This window comes from Pseudomonas quercus (assembly GCF_012033695.1).
GTDB lineage: Bacteria > Pseudomonadota > Gammaproteobacteria > Pseudomonadales > Pseudomonadaceae > Aquipseudomonas > Aquipseudomonas quercus.
The window spans coordinates 298935-317703 of the sequence record NZ_JAAVJI010000003.1 but is presented as its reverse complement, the minus strand read 5'-3'; the positions used below and the strand labels follow the sequence as shown (position 1 = coordinate 317703).

Below are 18769 nucleotides of genomic sequence, written 5' to 3'. Positions count from 1 at the left end.
GAGCAGAATAAAGCCGAGGCCTGCCCGATGTCGCTTCCTGCATTGATCCAGCGTTCCAGCCTGCCCACACCTCGCCTGAGTGTTGCTGATGCGTGCCAAATCCTGCATGAGCATTACGGCCTCCAGGCTGAACTGACGCCCATGGGCAGCCAGCAGGACCTTAATTTTCATGTGCAAAGCACGGAAGGCCAGTTTGTGCTCAAGGCCTGCCACGGCTATTACGCCGTAGAAGAGCTTCAGGCGCAGCACGCCGCCTTGGCCCACTTGGCCCATCAGGGGCTGCCGGTACCCAAAGTGAGGCCAACGCATGCGGGGGCGCTGTTGTTAAGCGTGGTCATGAACGATGAGCCTTTGCACATTCGCCTGCTGGATTACCTGGAGGGCGAACCGCTGACGCGCCGGCCTTATGTAGGGCCTGAGCTTCGCGCAGCCTTAGGGCGCCTGTGCGCGCAGGTAGATCGCGCCCTGGAGGGCTTCAGCCACCCAGGCCTGACGCGCACCTTGCAGTGGGACCCTCAGCATGCAGCAACCCTGGTGAAGCACCTGCTCGCCGTGCTGAACGGCCAGCCTGAACGCCAGCAGCAGGTGCAGCAGGCTACACAGCAGGCGCAGGCCAGGCTCGACAGCTTGGCTCACCTGTTGCCCACCCAGGCCGTTCACCTGGACCTTACAGATGACAACACCCTGTGGCAGCGTACGGCGCAGCGCGAATGGGTGCTGGCGGGCATCATCGACTTCGGCGACCTTGCCCATACCTGGCGGGTAGCCGACTTGAGCGTGACCTGTGCGGGGCTATTGCACCACTGTGAAGGGGACCCGCTGGGGCTGCTGCCCGCCATCGTGGCCTATCATCAGGCCAACCCCCTGGCGGTGGCTGAACTGCAAGCGCTGTGGCCGTTGATTGTGAACCGGGCGGCGGTGCTGGTATTAAGCACAGCCCAGCAGCTCACGCTCAACCCAGACAATCCTTACCTGCTGGCCAATGCCGCCCATGAATGGGAAGTGTTCGATGTCGCACGGTCTGTGCCGCCTGAGCTGATGGACAGTGCCATTTTGCAAGCCGTCGGTGCAGCACCCGGTATTACCTTCGAGGGCTCCGGCCATACCTTGTTACCCGCGCTGAATGCAGCATCGGTTAATACCTTGCACCTGGGGGTGCTCAGCCCCCACTGGCAGGCGGGCAACTGGGAAGCGGACAGCGCCGTGGCTCGGCAGCTGGCGGCGGCCTTGCCAGGGTTCGCCGCCGCGGCTTCCCGTTACGGCGAATACTGCCTGGCCCAGACCCAACCCGATACTGCCCGGGAGCCTGACACCTTCGCATTGCACGTCGACCTGCTGCTGGCCAGCGAGCAGGCCCTCCAGGCCCCGTTCGAGGGCCTGTTCGAAGCGACTGACACAGGGTGGGTGCTGAGAAACCAGCAGTGGGCGCTACGCCTGGACAGCGAACATATCAAGGCCCTCCCTGGAAAGAGGCAGGCAGGCCAACCGCTGGGCACTGTCAGCGCTGGCCTACGTGTGCAACTGATGGCCGTTGACCTACCGGCCCCCGCGTTCACCACGCCTTCCAGAGCTGCAGCCTGGTCGCGCCTGTCGCCGTCTCCCTCTGCGGTGCTGGGTTGGGCCTGTGATGCACCGCCGTACGAAGAGGCTCAGGCGCTGCTGGCTCGCCGCGACGCCAGCTTTGCCCGTTCCCAAAAGCATTATTATCAGGCACCGCCCCGTATAGAGCGTGGCTGGCGCAACCACTTGATCGACCTGCAAGGCCGCGCCTACCTGGACATGCTCAATAACGTGGCGGTATTAGGCCATGGCCACCCGCGCATGGCCCAAGTAGCCAGCCGGCAGTGGTCCCTGCTCAATACCAACTCACGTTTTCATTACGCCGCGCTGGCCGAGTTTTCCGAACGGCTGCTGGCGCTATCGCCTTCCTCGATGAACCGGGTGTTCCTGGTCAACAGCGGGAGTGAGGCCAACGACCTGGCCATACGGCTAGCGTGGGCCTACAGCGGTGGCCGCGACATGCTCAGCGTGCTGGAGGCCTATCACGGCTGGACCGCCGGTGCCGATGCCCTATCCACGTCCATCGCCGATAACCCTAAAGCCTTGGAAACCCGCCCGGAATGGGTTCACCCGGTGGTCGCGCCTAACACCTACCGAGGCCCTTATCGAGGTCCTGACAGTACCGCTGACTACGTGCGCAGCGTGAACGATGTGCTAGCTACACTGGATGCGCAGGGGCGGCAAGTGGCAGGGTTCATCTGTGAGCCGGTATATGGCAACGCTGGGGGAATTGCCTTGCCACCGGGCTACCTGGAGCAGGTCTATGGCCAGGTGCATGCACGGGGAGGGGTGTGTATCGCCGATGAAATCCAAGTGGGGTATGGCCGGCTGGGTACTCACTTCTGGGGGGTCGAAGAGCAAGGGGTGGTGCCTGACATTATCACCATGGCCAAAGGCATGGGGAACGGCCACCCGCTGGGTGCTGTGATCACGCGGCGTGAAATCGCCGAAGCCCTGGAAGCAGAAGGTTACTTCTTTTCATCGGCAGGCGGCAGCCCGGTCAGCTGCGAGATCGGCCTGGCAGTGCTGGACGTGATGCAAGAAGAGGGGCTGTGGGATAACGCACGCGAGACCGGAGCCTATTTCAAGCAGCGGCTGGAGGAGCTCGTGGAGCGTTTTCCGCTCGTAGGTGCGGCCCATGGTTCAGGCTTCTACCTGGGGCTGGAGCTGGTACGTGACCGCACTACGCTGGAGCCTGCCACCGAAGAAACCGCCGTGCTGTGCAACCGCCTGCGCGACCTGGGCGTTTTCATGCAACCCACGGGCGACCATCTTAATATTCTCAAGATCAAACCCCCCATGTGTACCGGTCGGCAAAGCGTAGACTTCTTCATCGACTGTGTAACCAAGGTATTAGAGGAGGACCTATAAGCCTTGGGCAATGGCCTGCAAGCCGTTGATCGCGCGTTTCTGCATGCGCTTGCGCTTGGACGCTGCGTCGGATGTTATCCGCCGATTTTTATCGGCAAAAAGCATTCACCGCCTTTCAATCGCGGCCTTGGCATGCTCCCATTGCCCTTTTGACGGTTTACTGGAGCCCTGACCCCTGATGACCACCCTGAACAGCACGCCACGCGCCGACGGCTTCCATATGCCAGCCGAGTGGGCTTCCCAAAGCCAGGTCTGGATGATCTGGCCCGAGCGCCCAGACAACTGGCGCCTCGGTGGCAAGCCGGCCCAGGCCGCACATGTGACCCTGGCCCGGGCCATCGCCCGTTTCGAGCCAGTGACGGTGGCCGTTTCGGCGGCGCAATACGAAAACGCTCGTGCCCGGCTGGATGTTCCTAACATTCGGCTGGTAGAAATGAGCAGCGATGACGCCTGGATGCGCGACACAGGCCCTAGCTTCGTGATCAATGACCAAGGTGAAGTGCGCGGTGTAGATTGGGGCTTCAATGCCTGGGGCGGTTTCGAGGGTGGCTTGTACAGCCCATGGCAGCGTGACGACCAGGTAGCCCGCAAGGTGCTCGAAATGGAACGCCTGGCACGCTACCGCACAGAAGGCTTTGTACTGGAGGGTGGCTCCATTCATGTGGACGGGGAGGGTACGGTGATTACCACCGAGGAGTGCCTGCTCAACCGCAACCGCAACCCCCACATGGACCGTGCTCAAATCGAAGCGATACTGGGGGACCACCTGAATGTCAGCAAGGTGGTTTGGCTTCCCGATGGGCTGTTCAATGATGAAACCGATGGGCACGTGGATAACTTCTGCTGTTACGTTCGCCCTGGTGAAGTGTTACTGGCCTGGACAGACGACCCGGAAAACCCGAACTACAGCCGTTGCCAGGCCGCCTTGCGCGTGCTGGAAACCACGACCGATGCCAAAGGTCGCGCGTTCATAGTGCACAAAATGCCCATCCCTGGCCCGTTGTTCGCCACCGAGGAAGAATGTGATGGCGTCGACATTGCCGCAGGTAGCCAGCATCGAGACCCTTCCGTGCGGCTTGCCGGGTCCTACGTGAACTTCCTGATCGTGAATGGCGGCATTATCGCACCCAGCTTTGGCGAAGCCACAGATGACGCGGCCCGGGCTATTCTGCAGCAGGTGTTCCCGGAGCATGAAGTGGTGTTCGTGCCTGGGCGTGAGTTGCTGCTAGGTGGCGGCAATATTCACTGCCTGACCCAGCAGCAACCTGCGCCCCACCATTCCTGAGCCCTCATAAGCCCGGTACCAAACTGCCGGGCTTTTGCGCATTCACCGTGTTACGTAATGAACGGTGGCACAGGTTTTGTATCTAAATGCTTAGCGAAGACGAACCTGAACGCCCTCGTTTTGTCATGAACAGGACTTAGCCTGCGTTGCGCGTTGAGCCGGGGATGTTGCCATGAATGCAGTCAGAGATGCGGTACCTCAAAAGAGCGACGGCGTGGCCTGCCAAAGTCTTGCCCAGCCGCTCAAAACCAGGCCCTCCACAGGCGCACGGCCCGAAGACTTTCGCGAAGCGATCGCAAATCGCTATCCAGCAGGGTTGATCAGTGACGATGAGCTGGAAGCACTGCTGGGCGGTGCAAAGCCTTAGCAGGCGATGCTGAAAAGCCCATCTGCCGTCGAGCAGGGTGCCCACGCATCTGCCTCCTCCAGCGCGTTTTACTCCGTTTTGTAGTTTGACACCCTTTCCTGTCCTCACTAGGATCCGAGCCCGCTGTGGCTGCTGGTAGCGTTGGCCTGTGCTCTGCAAAGGGCCTTCCAGCCCACGGGTTTTTTCTCGGCACAAGGAATGCAAGATGTTGAACTACCGTATCGGCGTACTGGCGCTAGGGATCTGCACCGCTACCCACGCGATGGCCAGCGATCAATCCAATGCCCAAGGTTTCGTGGAAGACAGCCACCTTAATGTGCTGCTGCGCAATGCCTACATGAATCGTGACTACAAGCACGGGGCTGAAGACCGTGCTGAATGGGGGCAAGGCGTCATTGGCCAATTCAGCTCCGGTTTCACTCAAGGTACTGTCGGCGTGGGCGTGGATGCTTTCGGCCTGTACGCACTGCGCCTGGACGGCGGCGGTGGCCGCAGCGGCGCGGGTGGCATCGATTTCTTCCGGCAGGACAACCACGGCAATCCCGAGCACGACATTGCGCGTGCGGGCGCGGCGATCAAGTTTCGTGTGTCCAATACCGTACTGAAATACGGCGAAATGATGCCGGCGCTGCCTGTCATGAACTACGACGACAGCCGCTTGCTGCCAGAGAGTTACACCGGCTACCTGCTTACCTCTCGCGAGGTAGAAGGCCTGGAACTCAACGCCGGGCACTTCACGGCCCAAACTCGAAAAAGCGATGAAGGCCGTGACAGCGGCGGCATCAAGCAGATGGATGTGTTCGGGGGCAGTTATAAATTCACCGACCAGTTCACCGCTTCGCTCTACGCCTCCGACGTACAGGACCGCCTCAAGAAACAATACCTGGGCATGACCTATGTGATGCCCATGGCCAGCGACCAGTCCCTGACCCTGGACTTCAACGGTTATCGTACACGCCTGGACCAATCCTATGCAGACCAGCTGAGCACAGGCCAGAACAACACGATCTGGAGCCTGGCAGCCACCTATGCCTTGGGCGCCCACTCCTTCACCCTGGCCCACCAGCGCAGCACCGGCGACACGGGCTATAACTACGGCGGCTATGGCAAGAACGGCGGCGTGGGTGATGGGGGTTCTACTATCTTCCTGGCCAACTCCTACTGGTCGGACTTCAACGCCGAGGATGAGCGCTCGTGGCAGCTGGCCTATGGCCTGGACTTTGCGGCCTATGGTATCCCAGGCCTGAGCTACAAGATCGCTTACGTACGGGGCGACAATATCCGCACCAACAGTGGCGAAGGCAATGAGCGTGAGTGGTTCAACCAACTGCAATACGTCGTGCAGGAAGGCCCTGCAAAAGACCTGAAAGTACGCCTGCGCAATTCGATGCTGCGTACCTCCACCAATGTGCGCGAGTCGGGCTACAACGACGACGGTAATGAGGTGCGGGTGTTTGTGGAGTACCCGATCAACGTGTTCTAACCCCTTAAGGCCCGCCTGTTCAGGGCGGGCCTTTTGCACTTTGTAAGCAAAATGTATCAGCGCTGACATTCCGGCCATGACAACCGCGCAAGCGATGCCGCATCATACGTGTCCTTAAAACAACGATCGCTTTGCTTAAGGGCAGCGGCCCTTCAGGCTTGCCTGTCAAAAAGTAAGGCCATTGGGCGCACTGATTTATGACTGAGCACCATCTTTCCCGCCCCCTTGCGGCTTCAATGCCACTGGTTTCGATCATTGCGCCTTGCTACAACGCCGAGCGGTACCTTGAGCAAGCGCTCGAAAGCATTTATGCCCAGGATTACGGCAATTTCGAAGTCATCATTGTGGATGACGGGTCAACGGACCGCAGCATCGAACTGCTGAACAGCCTGCAGCCACGTTATGGGTTTTCTCTGTATACCCAGGCCAACCAAGGGGTCAGTGGTGCGCTGAATACCGGCCTGTCAGTCGCTCGCGGTGATTATGTGGCGACGCCTGACCTGGATGACCTCATGCTGCCGCATTCCATCAGCGTGCGGGCCAGGTACCTGGAAGCTCATCCTGAGGTAGGCCTGGTGGGCGCTCTGATTACCTATATGGATGAGCACGGCACCCTCACCAAAACCGAACGCCAGCAGGGTATTCGGCATCTGGATTTTGCCTCGCTACTAGCTGAAGGGCGCGTGGTAGGTGCACCTGTTTCCTTGTACCGCATGAGCGCAATAAAGGCAGTGGGTGGCTACGACGCTGCGATCAAAGTTCAGGATTTCCAGATGACCCTGCGCATTGCGTACCAAGGCTTCGGGGTACATGTGCTTCCTGACGTGGTCACGCGCTACCGCCGCCACCCTAACAACCTTTCCAAACGCTACAAGGTGCTGCTCGATTCCGACCTGCGCACCATCGCCCCTTACAAGGCGCATCCGCAGTACGCACGGGGCCGGGTGGCGTTGATCAATAAGGCACTCAAGTATGCGGTGGTACAGGACAAGCGCGACGCGTGGCGCTTGTTGCGAGAGATTCCCTGGCGGCTGATCGACCGTACTACGGTAAGGCGCTTCAAGCGGTTGCTGACGCACTGAAATACTGAAGGATGCTCTGTGTGGCTATGGATATAGAACAATGACCGGATGGCTTGAAAAGTGGCGTAAGCGCAAGGTTCGCAAACACCTCAACCAATTGGAACGGGTGCAGCGCTACCCTGAAAAGATCCGCCTTAAATACCCTATGTATTCGGTAGGGCCAGGCAGCTATGGGGTTCCAGAAGTCTGGGATTTCGAGGCCGATGCCACCCTGCGTATCGGTGCATATACCTCGATTGCCGCCAACGTGAACATTTTGCTTGGCGGTATTCACCGCACGGACTGGGTAACGTGCTACCCCTTCCAGAAGGTGTTCAAGGAGGCGGAGCAGATCAAGGACATTCACCCCACCAAGGGTGATGTGATCATCGGGAATGACTGCTGGGTGGGCATGGGCGCCATGATCCTGTCCGGCGTTACTATCGGCCACGGGGCAGTGGTGGGCGCCGGCGCGCTGGTGACCAAAAGCGTGGAGCCTTATGCCATTGTGGGCGGGAACCCATGCCGCTTTATCCGTTGGCGGTTCGAAGATGCTTCGATCAGAGCGCGCCTGCTGGCTACTGCCTGGTGGGATTGGCCTACCGATGAGTTGCGCAACACGGTGCACATGCTTTGCAGTGACCGCATTGAAGAATTTCTTACCTACGCTGAACAACGACCAACGGCTTGAACAAAGCACCACAGGCTTAGAAGAGGGGCGCCTAAGGCCGAAAATGTATCGGTTCTGGTACTCGCCCCTTTTTCGAACACGGTATAGGCTTTCCACTTTTTAAATTTCAGTAACGATATTGATTTGCATTTGACAGTGTTGGATGATCTCGCGCTTTATTGCCCCGCTGGAGCGCAATCATGCGTGCACCCTTCTCGTATACCCCCTTGGTACTGTCGTTGTTGGCTATTAGCGTTGCGAGCGGCGCCTATGCAGATGACGCGGCCGTTGCGTTACCTACCATAGACGTCAACGCCTCAGGGGAGGGCAGCGAGGGTACGGCGGTGGGCTATCAAGGCAAGCCTGCAACAGGCACCACGCGGTTGAACCTCACCGCTCACGAAACCCCACAGGGGGTGACTACCATCAAACGTGAGCAACTCGAGGACTTCAAACTCAACAGCATCCGAGATGTACTGACCAGCACGCCAGGCGTGAACGTGCAAAAAGTGGAAACCGACCGTACCTATTTCACGGCACGGGGCTTCGACATCAACAACATTCAATACGATGGCACCGGCATGCCGTTGATGAGCGGCCTGCTAGTGGGCGACATCGACATGGCTCCCTTTGAACAGGTGGACATCCTGCACGGTGCCAATGGGCTGATGACCGGGAACGGCAACCCTTCCGCCACAGTGAACCTGGTGCGCAAACGCCCAACCTATACGCCCCAGGCTCAGGTGGATATGACCGTAGGTGCCTGGGACAAGCGTCGTGTAGACCTGGACGTGTCTGGCCCGCTCACAGAGAGCGGCAATGTGCGGGGGCGGGTGATTTACGCCAACGAAAACGGTAACTCGTACCTGGACCGCTATTCGCGTGAGAAAAACATTTTCAGTGGCCTGCTAGCGTTTGACCTGAGCGAGCGCGACACCTTGACGGTTGGCTACGAGAACCAGAAAAGCGACGCCAACGCGGCCAGCTGGGGCGCCTTGCCATTGGTAGATGGCAACGGTAACAAGGTCCACTACAGCAGCACCCATTCCAGCATTGCCCAGCCTTGGGTGTACTGGGACGTGCACACTCAACGCGCCTTTGGCGAGTGGGAGCATACCTTCGATAACGCCTGGACTTCCAAGCTGACCATTACCGGCGTAGAGCATCGGGAAGACACCGAGATGTTCTACATCTATGGCGCCGGCGATGGTTACACCGGGCTGGGTTCCAAGTACAAAGACAAAAACACCGAGCTGGACGGCGACCTGGCGTTCACAGGGCCGTTCTCCCTGGCCGGCCGCGAGCACCAGCTGACCTTCGGGGCCAACTGGGCCAGGTCACGTAACCGTGAATCGTCCCAGTATGGCGACACCCTCAACTATGCTCCGGTATCCCTTGAAGATGCGCTGGCAGGCAACCTGCCACGGCCTATCTACAACGCTGCACTGCCAGAGAACACCTCCCGTTATACAGACCGGCAGAAAAGCGTGTATGCCGGCGCACGGTTCAGCTTGGCAGACGACCTGCACCTGATCACAGGAGCACGGATGCTGAGCGCGGACAGCGACGGCGAAAGCTACGACACCCCGCGTGAAGTGCGCGTACACGGCAAGGTCACGCCTTATGCGGGCCTGGTGTACGACCTCACCCCGCAATACGCGCTCTATGCCAGCTACGCCGAGATCTATAACCCGCAGTATTCCCTGGACACTCAGGGCCGTGTGCTGGACCCGCTCGAAGGCAAAAGCTACGAGGCCGGTATCAAAGGCCAACTCATGGACAAGAAGCTGGATGTGTCGGCAGCGGTGTTCCACACCAAGCAGGATAACGTAGCGGCCTATGCCGGTTACGATGCCAGCCTGGGTGGCAGTGTGTATGAAGGCACAAGTTACGACAGCAGCGGTGTAGAGCTGTCCATGGCCGGTGAGCTGGCGCCGGGCTTGCAGGTAAACGGCGGCTATACCTACGTGTACATCACGGACGACAACGACAGCCGCGCCCGCCGCTTTATCCCCCGCCACGCCTTCAACTCATCCGTGACCTACCGCCTGCCCGGCATGCCCAAGGTCAAAGTGGGCGGCAGCCTGAAATGGCAGAGCGAAGTGGCGTACGACACTGACACCACGGCGCGCCAGGACGGTTATGCCTTGGTAGGCCTGATGGCCCGCTACGACATTGATGCCCACTGGAGCACCCAGCTCAACCTGGACAACCTCACCAACGAGAAATACCTGCAAAGCCTGCGGTATGGCCAAAGCAACTACGGCGAACCGCGCAATATCACCGCATCCGTGAGCTGGAAGCTGTAAGGAAAGCCAGGCGGTTAGCTCACCGTAGGCGCCAGGCGCTGCCTGCGCATGGGCCTCAAGCGCAAGCACGCCTTGAGGCCCAGCGTCGGCAATGACCCTTACCGGCTAGCGCTGGCAACCTGCGTATGGCGCAGGGTTGGAATAAGGAACACGATCGCCAGCACGCACGCAGCCACCAGCATCACAAATCCGCCATCCCAACCGAAATGGTCCACGGTGTAACCCATGGCCGCGCTGGCCGCCACCGAACCGCCTAGGTAACCGAACAACCCAGTGAACCCAGCTGCAGTGCCGGCCGCTTTTTTAGGGGCGAGTTCCAATGCTTGCAGGCCTACCAGCATCACCGGGCCATAGATCAGGAACCCAATGGCAAACAGCGCCGCCATATCGATGGTAGGGTTGCCCGGTGGGTTGAGCCAGTACACCAGGGTAGCCACTGTCACCAGAGCCATGAACACGATACCGGTCAGGCCACGATTACCCCGGAAGATCTTGTCCGACATCCAGCCGCACAACAGGGTGCCCGGAATACCCGCCCACTCGTAGAAAAAATATGCCCAGGACGTGGTGTCCACGTTGAAGTGCTTGGCTTCCTTGAGGTAGGTAGGCGCCCAATCCAGCACGCCATAGCGCAGCAGGTAAACGAACACGTTGGCCAGGGCGATATACCACAGCATTTTGTTGCGCAGTACGTACTTAACAAAGATTTCCTTGGCGCTGAATTCCTCTTCATGGCTGGCATCGTAGCCTTCGGGGTAATCATTCTTGTACGCCTCAATCGGCGGCAACCCAACCGACTGCGGGGTATCCCGCATGGTCGCAAACGCGAACACCGCCACCAGCACCGCTACGGCAGCCGGCACATAGAAGGCCGCATGCCAGTCGTTGGTCCAGCCCAGGCCCAGCAGGAACAGCGGGCCAATCAAACCACCCCCCACGTTATGCGCCACGTTCCAAGTGGACACCACACCACCACGCTCTTTCTGCGACCACCAGTGCACCATGGTCCGGCCACTAGGCGGCCAGCCCATGCCCTGAGCCCAGCCATTGATAAACAGCAGCACGAACATGATCGCCACACTGGACGTGGCCCAATGTGCGAAACCGAACACAAACATTACCGCCGCCGACAGCAGCAACCCGAACGGCAGGAAGTAACGCGGGTTGGACCGGTCCGACACCAGCCCCATCAGGAATTTGGACAGCCCGTAAGCAATGGCGATGGCCGAAATCGCCACGCCTAGTTGGCCCCGTGAATAGCCTTCTTCCTCAATAAGGTAAGGCATAGCCAGGGAAAAATTCTTGCGCAGCAGGTAGTAGCCCGCATAGCCGAAGAAGATGCCGGCGAAGATCTGCCAGCGCAGACGCCGGTAGGTGCTGTCGATCTTGTCCTCGGGCAACGGGGCCCGGTGAGCAGCGGGGCGGAAGAAGGCGAACATAAGGTCTCCGATGTTTTTATTGTTTGCGAAACCGAATATTACATTTTCATTACAGAAAATCATGGGGGATTTTGTTGCGAGGGATGAGTTTCTGATAAAGGGTGGGAGAGGGATAAAGGTGTGCAGGGTTCCCATTCAAGGTGTGAGCCCTTGCAGGATAAAGTCCGGTTAGGTCGAAAGCTTTGGTCTTGATAGCGTGTTTTGCCCAAGCTGGAACTGGCGGGTGATTTCTACCACCTATTCAAGCATCTATAGGCCTTGCTGCTCTGGCACAGCCCTTACGGTAGGGCCAAACACCGATCAAAAGGCCACTCTTATCCGTGCACCGGCATAGTAGGTATGTATCGCAATGGTTTCCCCGCTCTCGCCGTCCTTACAGATACCTTCGATCGTTATTCAATTGCCCGATGAACATTCATCGGTTTCTGGCGTTGAACAGGCTTCTTCGCCCCCAGCCCCCTCGGCACCCCACCTTAAACGTGCAACCTCCGCTCACCCACCTGAACCCTCAAAGCGACCCAGGGTAAGCGCTATGGGCCAGGCAATGTACGGCAAGCCTTTGAGGATTCATCAAGCTCTAGCCGACCATGATCCAGCAAAAATCCTCGACCTGCGACGTAGCGGTGAAAAAGCCAACCAGCTGGATAGTGAAGGGCACAGCCCATTACAGCGCCTGGAACGCATGGAAGAGCTTGCCAGCACGCAGCGCACCGCTTTGCATCACGCGCTTGTTGGATCGCTGAACCCTACTGCTCCGGAAGGCCATGAAAAGTGGGAAGCGGGGCACGGAAGCCCATGGGGGCTAGAGATTTTGCTGGCCGGCGCGCTTAGGGGCGGCTTAAACGATGCCAAGGGGGCTCAGAGTCTCTGAACGGGAAAGTCTTTTTTTCTGATCGCACCCCCTACACCGATCAAGCGGAGACAACACGGCCCAACTTGCGAAAAAAAGCCCGCACCTATGCCAAAGGTGCTGGTATCAGGGAATCGACCCCCGGTTATCCGTGCCATTACCCACCGTTTGCTCCAGGCATTGAACACGCACATTGAAGGTGGCAAGGTCCTTTCCATCAGCGGTAACCCCATCACACTTAACCTGCAACCTGGCGAGACGTATGCAGCTGTAGTCAGCAACTGGCTGAGGCAAGTACCGCTTCTCCGTAGTGCCAGCGAGCTCACGGGGTCGCCTGAAAATATCGGCATTCAGTCATTACTTGAAATGCACTTACCTAGGCGTTTGGACATCAAAGAATCTGGTACCGGCAAGATACTGTCTGTTGAAGGGCAGCCTTTACAAGCGCTATACGGGCAGGCCATTCGTAGCGGGTTAGATACGCTGGAGGCAGGTAAAGCGCCATACCTCGCGCTGCTCAACAGTGGGAAGGTAGTGCCTTTGGTATTCGGCTTCAGCCCTATCAAAGCGTTGAAAACCCACACGGTTAAAACCTTTTCTGGCCGCCACTTGCGCTATTCCTATCAGGACGAAGACCATGCATTAGCCGGCTCTGCGAATGGCGGCCGTCTGCTAGAAATAGAAGCCCGCGATTTGCAAGACCTTGCCACGTTGGCGCTGGGTATGCGTGTCAAAGGGGCCTCGCTTCCCGAGGATACCAACACAGCCATCCGCCTGCGCGCGTCGAGAAATAGCCAAACGGGTGCCAAGCAAGGGAAGGCCATCTACCTCTCGGCCGAGCACTTTACCGGCTTCCGTGGAAAACTGGATCAATGGCTCGAAAGCCAGCACATTGAAGGCGAATTATCTGAACAGCCATTAGCGCAACTGCAGGCCTTGAATAAGACACTGCGGGCTGCTCCTCTTCAGACGTGGGTAGGTGGGGTTGACGATGAGGCAGCGAGTTGAAGCAGGTAGCCAGGAAGGTGCGACTACCTGCTCCAACCCGTTGCAAGTGCTTAACCCACAGCCGGCGCTCCAACGGCAGCGGTCGCCAGCAATGTGTTTTTCATGGTGGTGATGATAGATCTCCAGTTCACCGCATCCATGTCGATGGGGAAACGCGCTTGGGCTTCAGGGTTCATCCAAGCCAGGGGCCTGCGCGCTTGGGTATCGTCGAAGGTAAAACAGGTGCTCATGGCAAAGCCATAGGCATTAACGATCACTTTATTGAGCTTGGCCTGCCGCTCATCCAGGCTTTTTAAACCCTGTTCGAACACGTCTCGGTTCGCGTAGTAGGCCACACGGCCCACCATTTCGGTCACCTCGCCCAAGGTTGGGATGTTGCGGGTAGCAGACGAGCAGTTGATAACCTCGAAGGTGCTATTGGTAGGCTCCACGGCATTAGCCAGGAGCATGTTCACGCAGATATCCACAGGGATCATGTCGTTGACCGCTGCCTTCATCGACAGCGGGAAATACTTTACGCCACCTACTACGACAGCGCGTATAAACGCTGGCAATGAAATAGAAAAATCACAGTAGCCTTTGTAAGGGTAGGCCCATGCGCCTGTGACCGACGTAATACGTGCCACCATAATAGGCAACTTTGGGTACTGCTGGTGCAGCAGCCGTTCCATCAGGTTCTTGGCATAAGCGTAGGCATTAGGCCATTCATTCAGCCTGGGGTGGCTGCCGGTCTCCATAATATGGTCAAGTTCAGCTTGAGCCGTATGGTCCTGGTATACCTGCTCCTTAATGGCGCCGTCGCCCACGCGGTTACATTGTGCCCAATAGCTGGAGGTGACGAGAAATAGCTCCAGCTGTTCGAATGTATTGGCCAACTCGGCGCCATGCAGCGCAGCCAGGGTATTGGCCCGTACCTGGTCCTGCAGGCCAGTGTCCCACCGGGTATAGGCGGCCAGGTGGAAAATGATGTTTACCTGCTCGCGAAGGCTCTGCAACAAGCCTTCGGCAATCCCCCAGTTCGCCTGGGTTACATCCCCTTTGACCCACACCACTCGCTTATCGTACGCACTGGCCTCGCCCGGCGTTCTGGAGTGGTAGAGGCAGTAGATCCGTTCCACACCCTTTAGCTTTTCGGAAATTGTTTTAACCAACAATGCGCCGATGAACCCTGTAGCTCCCGTGATAAAAACGCACTTTCCGTTATAAGCCTGATCCATAAGCTATCTCTTTGAAAGGTGGGAAGAAGAGAGGCGGAAACGATTAAACCCCCTCAAAAGACCATGGTTCATAGGGCAAGTCAAGGAAGCTTTAGTGAAGCTTTTATGGTTGAAAGCAAATGGCTGAACAGTATTTGAAAGTTGGCGAGGCTGATTTGCTGGCAGCGCTATCATTCACCCTTGAAAGAGAAACAGAGTAAGCACCTTGGTGCATCCTGCATTCAGAGGCTCCAGGAATAGTTTAAGCGCACGCTTGATTGCGCTTGGCGGTTGTAGCTTGGAGCAAGCTTTAGGGCAGGCGCCCGGCAGGGGAACTGGACAGTTCTCCGCGACACACAGAGGATAACGGCACGTGGCTACGGGCTGCCTGCTTACCGGCCCTTCGTCCGTGAGGCTCCACCATGATTCCGCCCCACAATCGTGCCTGCGCAAGCGGCACTGAATCAGCTTACCCCTTAGACAATGTGCCCACTGGCGGGCATATCGACAGTACCTTACGCCCGCCCGCTACCGCATTGCCGGCCTCAGTGATCGTTGGCGACGCTACGGCTCACTTAGGCCGAGTGATGTCCAGCTTGAGCCAATGGCAGCAACAGCTCCTCCATGACGTATTCAACGCGCAAACCCCAAAGGCTCCCTTGGCATCTGAACCTGGCAGTACTAACCAGCTCCGCTACCAAGTAGCTAAAGAACAGCTTCCTAACCTTGCGCAGGATGCGCATGTGCCTGAACAGCTTGAGGTTACCTGTGCCTTGGATAGCGCCAGGTACGTAACCCAGGCCAGGATCGCCGAAGCAGGCCAGCACAACCCTTCTCAAGCCAATGGGCGCAGCCTCTGCGACACCAGGCTGGAGCCCGCTGCCGCAGGTGATCGTCGAGCCCCTCAGGCAAGCGCTTCGAGCACTCAGAAACCAAGCCTTCTGCGATCGCTCTGCTGTATCAAGCCCAGCGAGCGGAGTACTACACCACCTGCTCGTGAGTCAGCAGCACCTGTTGCGCCTGCACGGGCAGCGATGACTTCTTCTGCGCCATCCACGTCCGCACCTGGGGTAGGGTTTGAAGGCGTTATTAAAAATACCGCCAACGCACAAACGCCAACGCCTGGCTTGAGTCTGTTATTTGAACATGTGGGTGCCAATTATTTCGATGAGCGCAAGCAGGCCGTTGACCTGGGCGCGGGTGGGGGGCGCGATACGCGCTGTCTGAACAAGAAAAACTGCAACGTCACGGCCATAGACCCCTCGGCTGAAACCCTCAAATCGATCTCCGAGGGGGCTGGGGTGAAGGTTGTTTGCGGCACACTTCGAGACGCCAGGCTTGAGCCAGGCATGACTGACGTGATCAACGCCCAACGGGTATTGCCTTTCATCCATGGGGCAGCGCTGGAGGATACCCTGGCGGGCATTGCTGCTGCGCTCAAGCCAGGGGGCTACTTCAGTGCCTCGGTTTTCGGCCCCAAGCACTCCTGGAATGATAAAAAGCACACTCGGCTGCAGTTTCAGGACAAGCCAGATATCGAGGCATCGCTGAAAAAACACGGCCTGGAGATGCAAGACTACCGGGCTGTTGAACGCCCTAACTACAAGGCTGGCAATGGTGAGACCGTCAAAAACTGGAATGAGATTCAGTTTGTGGCGGTGAAACAATGATCCCCAGCGTTACACACACTTAGTGTTGAAGGGCGAACCGTAAGTTTTGCAAACATTACCCCTGCACGCGAAGGCCGCAGGTGTGGCCGGCTAGGTGCGGCCGGCCAGGTGCAACCCACGAAACGAGGCCAAACTTGCGTGGCCCGCCCTTGCCTATTGCTAGGCGGCCACGCGCTTCGGCTGTTTACCGCCCTATCTGATCAATTGCATCAGCAAGTTCGTCCAGCCCGTTGTTAGGAAGGCCATCGCCTACCGTAGGCGTCGGCGCGGCCGCTGCCTGCCTTGCCTCATTTTGCAGCTCTTCCAGATCAAGGGCATATCGCTCCTGGCTCACCGTCGTCTGCAAGCGGGCGCTTTCGGTCTTGGCTTGGCCGTCTGCCAGTGAAGCCCGTGTGCTGCGCACAGGCAAGGTGACAGCCGCTTTCATGTGCGTGCCGAAGCTTTTGCTGGTTTCCCCAAGCGCTTCCATGAACGCACGGGAAGCACTGTGGGTTTGCATGTACCAGGCGCGGGTTTCACGCAGGTCGATCGTTTGGCCGTCGCTCAGTTGGATCGTTGGCTGTAGGCGCAAGTCGGGTTTAAGGGGCGTGCGGCCGGTAAGGGTTTTCTTCTCCCGCAATGCGGCGCCTTCCTCTTTTTTCGGCAGCAGTTGACGACGGGTAACGCGTTGCTTGGTGAACTTGGTCACTGGGTTGGCGTACGCATTGCCAGTCAACACGCCGGTTTGAACCATCGCAGCGGCGGCCGGGCTGGAGCCGGTGACCCCAACTGCCGGCGCGGCGGCTTCAGCGTCCGTACCCTGCGCGTCCCCTCCATCCGGTGCGCTTGCGGACTCACCTGGCCCTGGGTGGGCAGGGCCTACATTAAAGCCGTCTTCAAATGCAGCAAAGACCGTACGTGGCAATGACAAGCCACCATGGCGATCGAGTACCTGAGCTGCGTACTCACCAGGCCTGCGGAATTTGGATTTGGTGAGCAGCATGAAGTGCTCTTTGCTCGACAGCAGCATGGCCGCGATAGTACCGCCGCTATGCAGTTCGGACCATTGGCCGCCTTTGAAGCGAACGATGTCCGTTTTGAGGTTGTTCAGTTCTGCCTGTTGATGAGCGCGCTTTGTTTTAAGGTCGCGCAATGCAGGAGACTCTGCTGCTGCCGAGCCGGGTGGGCCCCGGCGCGCGCTTTGCTTGCCTCGCACTTTATCCGCAAGGCTTACCGTGTTGGAGGTCTTCTCAATCTTTGCATCCAGCTCATCCAGAGCGGCCAGGCGCGACGCCAGTTCGTCTGCCACCACCGCATTAATGTTGGCGGTGACTATCTCCTTGGGGTGTGTCCACAGGCTACGTACCTTGGCCGGATCCAGGTCGGCTTGCTGAAGGTCACGGTCAGTACGGGTTTTGCCGGCTGCCTTGGCAGCATCGGTCAGCACATCGGCGTACTTGGTGTTGGCACGCATCATGTGATCCTTGAGCATGATCTCGTCCATGTAGCCGAACGGGGCTTGCAAGGCCTGTTGTGCAGTGACAGCACCGAACGAGGCGAACGGCCCACCAAACACACCGGCTGCGACGACCGCCGGTGTAGTGACTGCCTTGTAGCCGATCTGGCTTTGGTATTTCACAAAGTTGGCTTGGCCCAAGGCCACGCGTTTGCGGTATTCGTTGTGCAACGTATCGAGCTTTTGGCCGCAGGCCTCCAGCTTGTCCAGTGCCTGGCGACGGGCCTGGGGTGTAGCACCTGGTGCTTCGTAGGCCGCCTGATGGGTAGCGGCTTCTTTCAACGCCTCACCAATGTGCTGGCGGATAACGTTTAGTTTTTTGGTGCCGGCGATATCCCCTGCGAACGCTGGAATGCCGTTAAATTTGGCAACCATATCCTGGTAGCCGTCCACAACGATCTGCCCCGCGCCGTTAGAGAACGGCGTAAGTGCCCAAAGTGCTGCATATTTGATCGCCTTCGCAGCGCCTGGCCCTAGCGCGTCTGCACCCGGCCCGGCTGCCGCCGCCAGCGCTGGGGCAATGGCCAACGTAGTGAACGCAGAGTCGTACACATCCGCCAACCCCTGCATCCCGATGGCGTGCTTGGCCTTATTGTAGGTGGCCTGGTCGATACCGCAGCCTTCGCGCATCAACGTGCGTGCCTGGCTGTACTTTCGGTTGCGCTCGCCGATACCAAGCTTTTCGTCATGCCCCTCGGCCACCAGGCGCAGCGCTTGGGTCACTTTGCCAAGGTCCAGGGGGTGGTCATCGTCCCATTTGTTCAAGCCATCCTGAAAACCCTGCAATTGCACATTCACTGGGCCTTTTTTGGCCAGCGATGCTGCCCGGCGCTCCTGGGGTGACAGTTTGGCCAGCTTGCCATCGCGTACGGCTTGGCGCGGCGCATGTGCTACAACGGTATCGTTCGCGCGCGGCGCTGCGGTGCCGCGAGTGGCTAGCTCATGGGCGGGTTCAGCTGCGGGGGTTGCGTGAGAAAACCCTGGGAGCGAAGGGATACGCATGCT

At 58.5% G+C, this 18769-nt stretch carries 13 protein-coding genes; 10 read left to right on the top strand and 3 right to left on the bottom strand.

Going from position 1 to position 18769, the window contains the following annotated elements:
* Nucleotides 1-27 precede the first annotated feature (27 nt).
* The 7 genes from HBH25_RS07820 (at nucleotide 28) to HBH25_RS07790 (ending at nucleotide 10106) form a co-directional block, all read left to right on the top strand.
* Nucleotides 28-2931, top strand: a complete 2904-nt coding sequence (locus HBH25_RS07820) for an aminotransferase (protein ID WP_168083197.1) — start codon at nucleotides 28-30, stop codon at nucleotides 2929-2931.
* A gap of 178 nt (nucleotides 2932-3109) precedes the next feature.
* Nucleotides 3110-4216, top strand: coding sequence for an agmatine deiminase (aguA, locus tag HBH25_RS07815; RefSeq protein ID WP_168083195.1), 1107 nt, complete (start codon nucleotides 3110-3112; stop codon nucleotides 4214-4216).
* Between the two features lie 172 nt (nucleotides 4217-4388).
* Complete coding sequence (locus tag HBH25_RS07810) at nucleotides 4389-4583, top strand: hypothetical protein (RefSeq protein WP_168083193.1); 195 nt, start codon at nucleotides 4389-4391, stop codon at nucleotides 4581-4583.
* Between the two features lie 205 nt (nucleotides 4584-4788).
* Nucleotides 4789-6066, top strand: a complete 1278-nt coding sequence (locus HBH25_RS07805) for an OprD family porin (RefSeq protein ID WP_168083191.1) — start codon at nucleotides 4789-4791, stop codon at nucleotides 6064-6066.
* Between the two features lie 236 nt (nucleotides 6067-6302).
* Entirely contained in the window at nucleotides 6303-7148 is an 846-nt protein-coding gene (locus HBH25_RS07800; protein ID WP_281361130.1) for a glycosyltransferase family 2 protein, read from the top strand.
* 40 nt (nucleotides 7149-7188) lie between these two features.
* On the top strand, nucleotides 7189-7818 hold the full coding sequence (locus HBH25_RS07795; protein ID WP_168083187.1) for a CatB-related O-acetyltransferase: 630 nt from the start codon (nucleotides 7189-7191) through the stop codon (nucleotides 7816-7818).
* A gap of 179 nt (nucleotides 7819-7997) precedes the next feature.
* Nucleotides 7998-10106, top strand: a complete 2109-nt coding sequence (locus HBH25_RS07790; RefSeq protein WP_168083185.1) for a TonB-dependent siderophore receptor — start codon at nucleotides 7998-8000, stop codon at nucleotides 10104-10106.
* 98 nt (nucleotides 10107-10204) lie between these two features.
* Here HBH25_RS07790 and glpT read toward each other — a convergent pair whose 3' ends face one another.
* On the bottom strand, nucleotides 10205-11545 hold the full coding sequence (gene glpT / locus HBH25_RS07785; RefSeq protein WP_168083183.1) for a glycerol-3-phosphate transporter: 1341 nt from the start codon (nucleotides 11543-11545) through the stop codon (nucleotides 10205-10207).
* A 532-nt stretch (nucleotides 11546-12077) separates the two neighbouring features.
* On the opposite strand from glpT, the gene HBH25_RS07780 reads away from it, so the two are divergent.
* Together HBH25_RS07780 and HBH25_RS07775 are read left to right on the top strand one after the other, a co-directional pair.
* Nucleotides 12078-12416, top strand: coding sequence for a hypothetical protein (locus tag HBH25_RS07780; RefSeq protein ID WP_168083181.1), 339 nt, complete (start codon nucleotides 12078-12080; stop codon nucleotides 12414-12416).
* 87 nt (nucleotides 12417-12503) lie between these two features.
* Nucleotides 12504-13403, top strand: coding sequence for a hypothetical protein (locus HBH25_RS07775; protein ID WP_168083179.1), 900 nt, complete (start codon nucleotides 12504-12506; stop codon nucleotides 13401-13403).
* A gap of 50 nt (nucleotides 13404-13453) precedes the next feature.
* Here HBH25_RS07775 and HBH25_RS07770 read toward each other — a convergent pair whose 3' ends face one another.
* The gene (locus HBH25_RS07770; RefSeq protein WP_168083177.1) at nucleotides 13454-14620 is read right to left on the bottom strand and encodes an SDR family oxidoreductase; all 1167 of its coding nucleotides are present in this window, start codon (nucleotides 14618-14620) and stop codon (nucleotides 13454-13456) included.
* Nucleotides 14621-15633: 1013 nt separating this feature from the next.
* Between HBH25_RS07770 and HBH25_RS07765 the strand changes: the two genes are divergently transcribed.
* Nucleotides 15634-16269, top strand: coding sequence for a class I SAM-dependent methyltransferase (locus HBH25_RS07765; RefSeq protein WP_168083175.1), 636 nt, complete (start codon nucleotides 15634-15636; stop codon nucleotides 16267-16269).
* Between the two features lie 184 nt (nucleotides 16270-16453).
* Here HBH25_RS07765 and HBH25_RS07760 read toward each other — a convergent pair whose 3' ends face one another.
* Nucleotides 16454-18766, bottom strand: coding sequence for a hypothetical protein (locus HBH25_RS07760; protein ID WP_168083173.1), 2313 nt, complete (start codon nucleotides 18764-18766; stop codon nucleotides 16454-16456).
* Nucleotides 18767-18769 lie beyond the last annotated feature (3 nt).

Excerpts from the sequence above, each read along its gene's own strand:
- HBH25_RS07780 (WP_168083181.1), top strand. The coding sequence starts at position 12,078 with ATGGGCCAGGCAATGTACGGCAAGCCTTTGAGGATTCATCAAGCTCTA.
- HBH25_RS07770 (WP_168083177.1), bottom strand. The coding sequence starts at position 14,620 with ATGGATCAGGCTTATAACGGAAAGTGCGTTTTTATCACGGGAGCTACA.
- aguA (WP_168083195.1), top strand. The coding sequence starts at position 3,110 with ATGACCACCCTGAACAGCACGCCACGCGCCGACGGCTTCCATATGCCA.
- HBH25_RS07800 (WP_281361130.1), top strand. The coding sequence starts at position 6,303 with ATGCCACTGGTTTCGATCATTGCGCCTTGCTACAACGCCGAGCGGTAC.
- HBH25_RS07810 (WP_168083193.1), top strand. The coding sequence starts at position 4,389 with ATGAATGCAGTCAGAGATGCGGTACCTCAAAAGAGCGACGGCGTGGCC.
- HBH25_RS07820 (WP_168083197.1), top strand. The coding sequence starts at position 28 with ATGTCGCTTCCTGCATTGATCCAGCGTTCCAGCCTGCCCACACCTCGC.
- HBH25_RS07775 (WP_168083179.1), top strand. The coding sequence starts at position 12,504 with ATGCCAAAGGTGCTGGTATCAGGGAATCGACCCCCGGTTATCCGTGCC.
- HBH25_RS07795 (WP_168083187.1), top strand. The coding sequence starts at position 7,189 with ATGACCGGATGGCTTGAAAAGTGGCGTAAGCGCAAGGTTCGCAAACAC.
- glpT (WP_168083183.1), bottom strand. The coding sequence starts at position 11,545 with ATGTTCGCCTTCTTCCGCCCCGCTGCTCACCGGGCCCCGTTGCCCGAG.
- HBH25_RS07760 (WP_168083173.1), bottom strand. The coding sequence starts at position 18,766 with ATGCGTATCCCTTCGCTCCCAGGGTTTTCTCACGCAACCCCCGCAGCT.
- HBH25_RS07790 (WP_168083185.1), top strand. The coding sequence starts at position 7,998 with ATGCGTGCACCCTTCTCGTATACCCCCTTGGTACTGTCGTTGTTGGCT.
- HBH25_RS07805 (WP_168083191.1), top strand. The coding sequence starts at position 4,789 with ATGTTGAACTACCGTATCGGCGTACTGGCGCTAGGGATCTGCACCGCT.
- HBH25_RS07765 (WP_168083175.1), top strand. The coding sequence starts at position 15,634 with ATGACTTCTTCTGCGCCATCCACGTCCGCACCTGGGGTAGGGTTTGAA.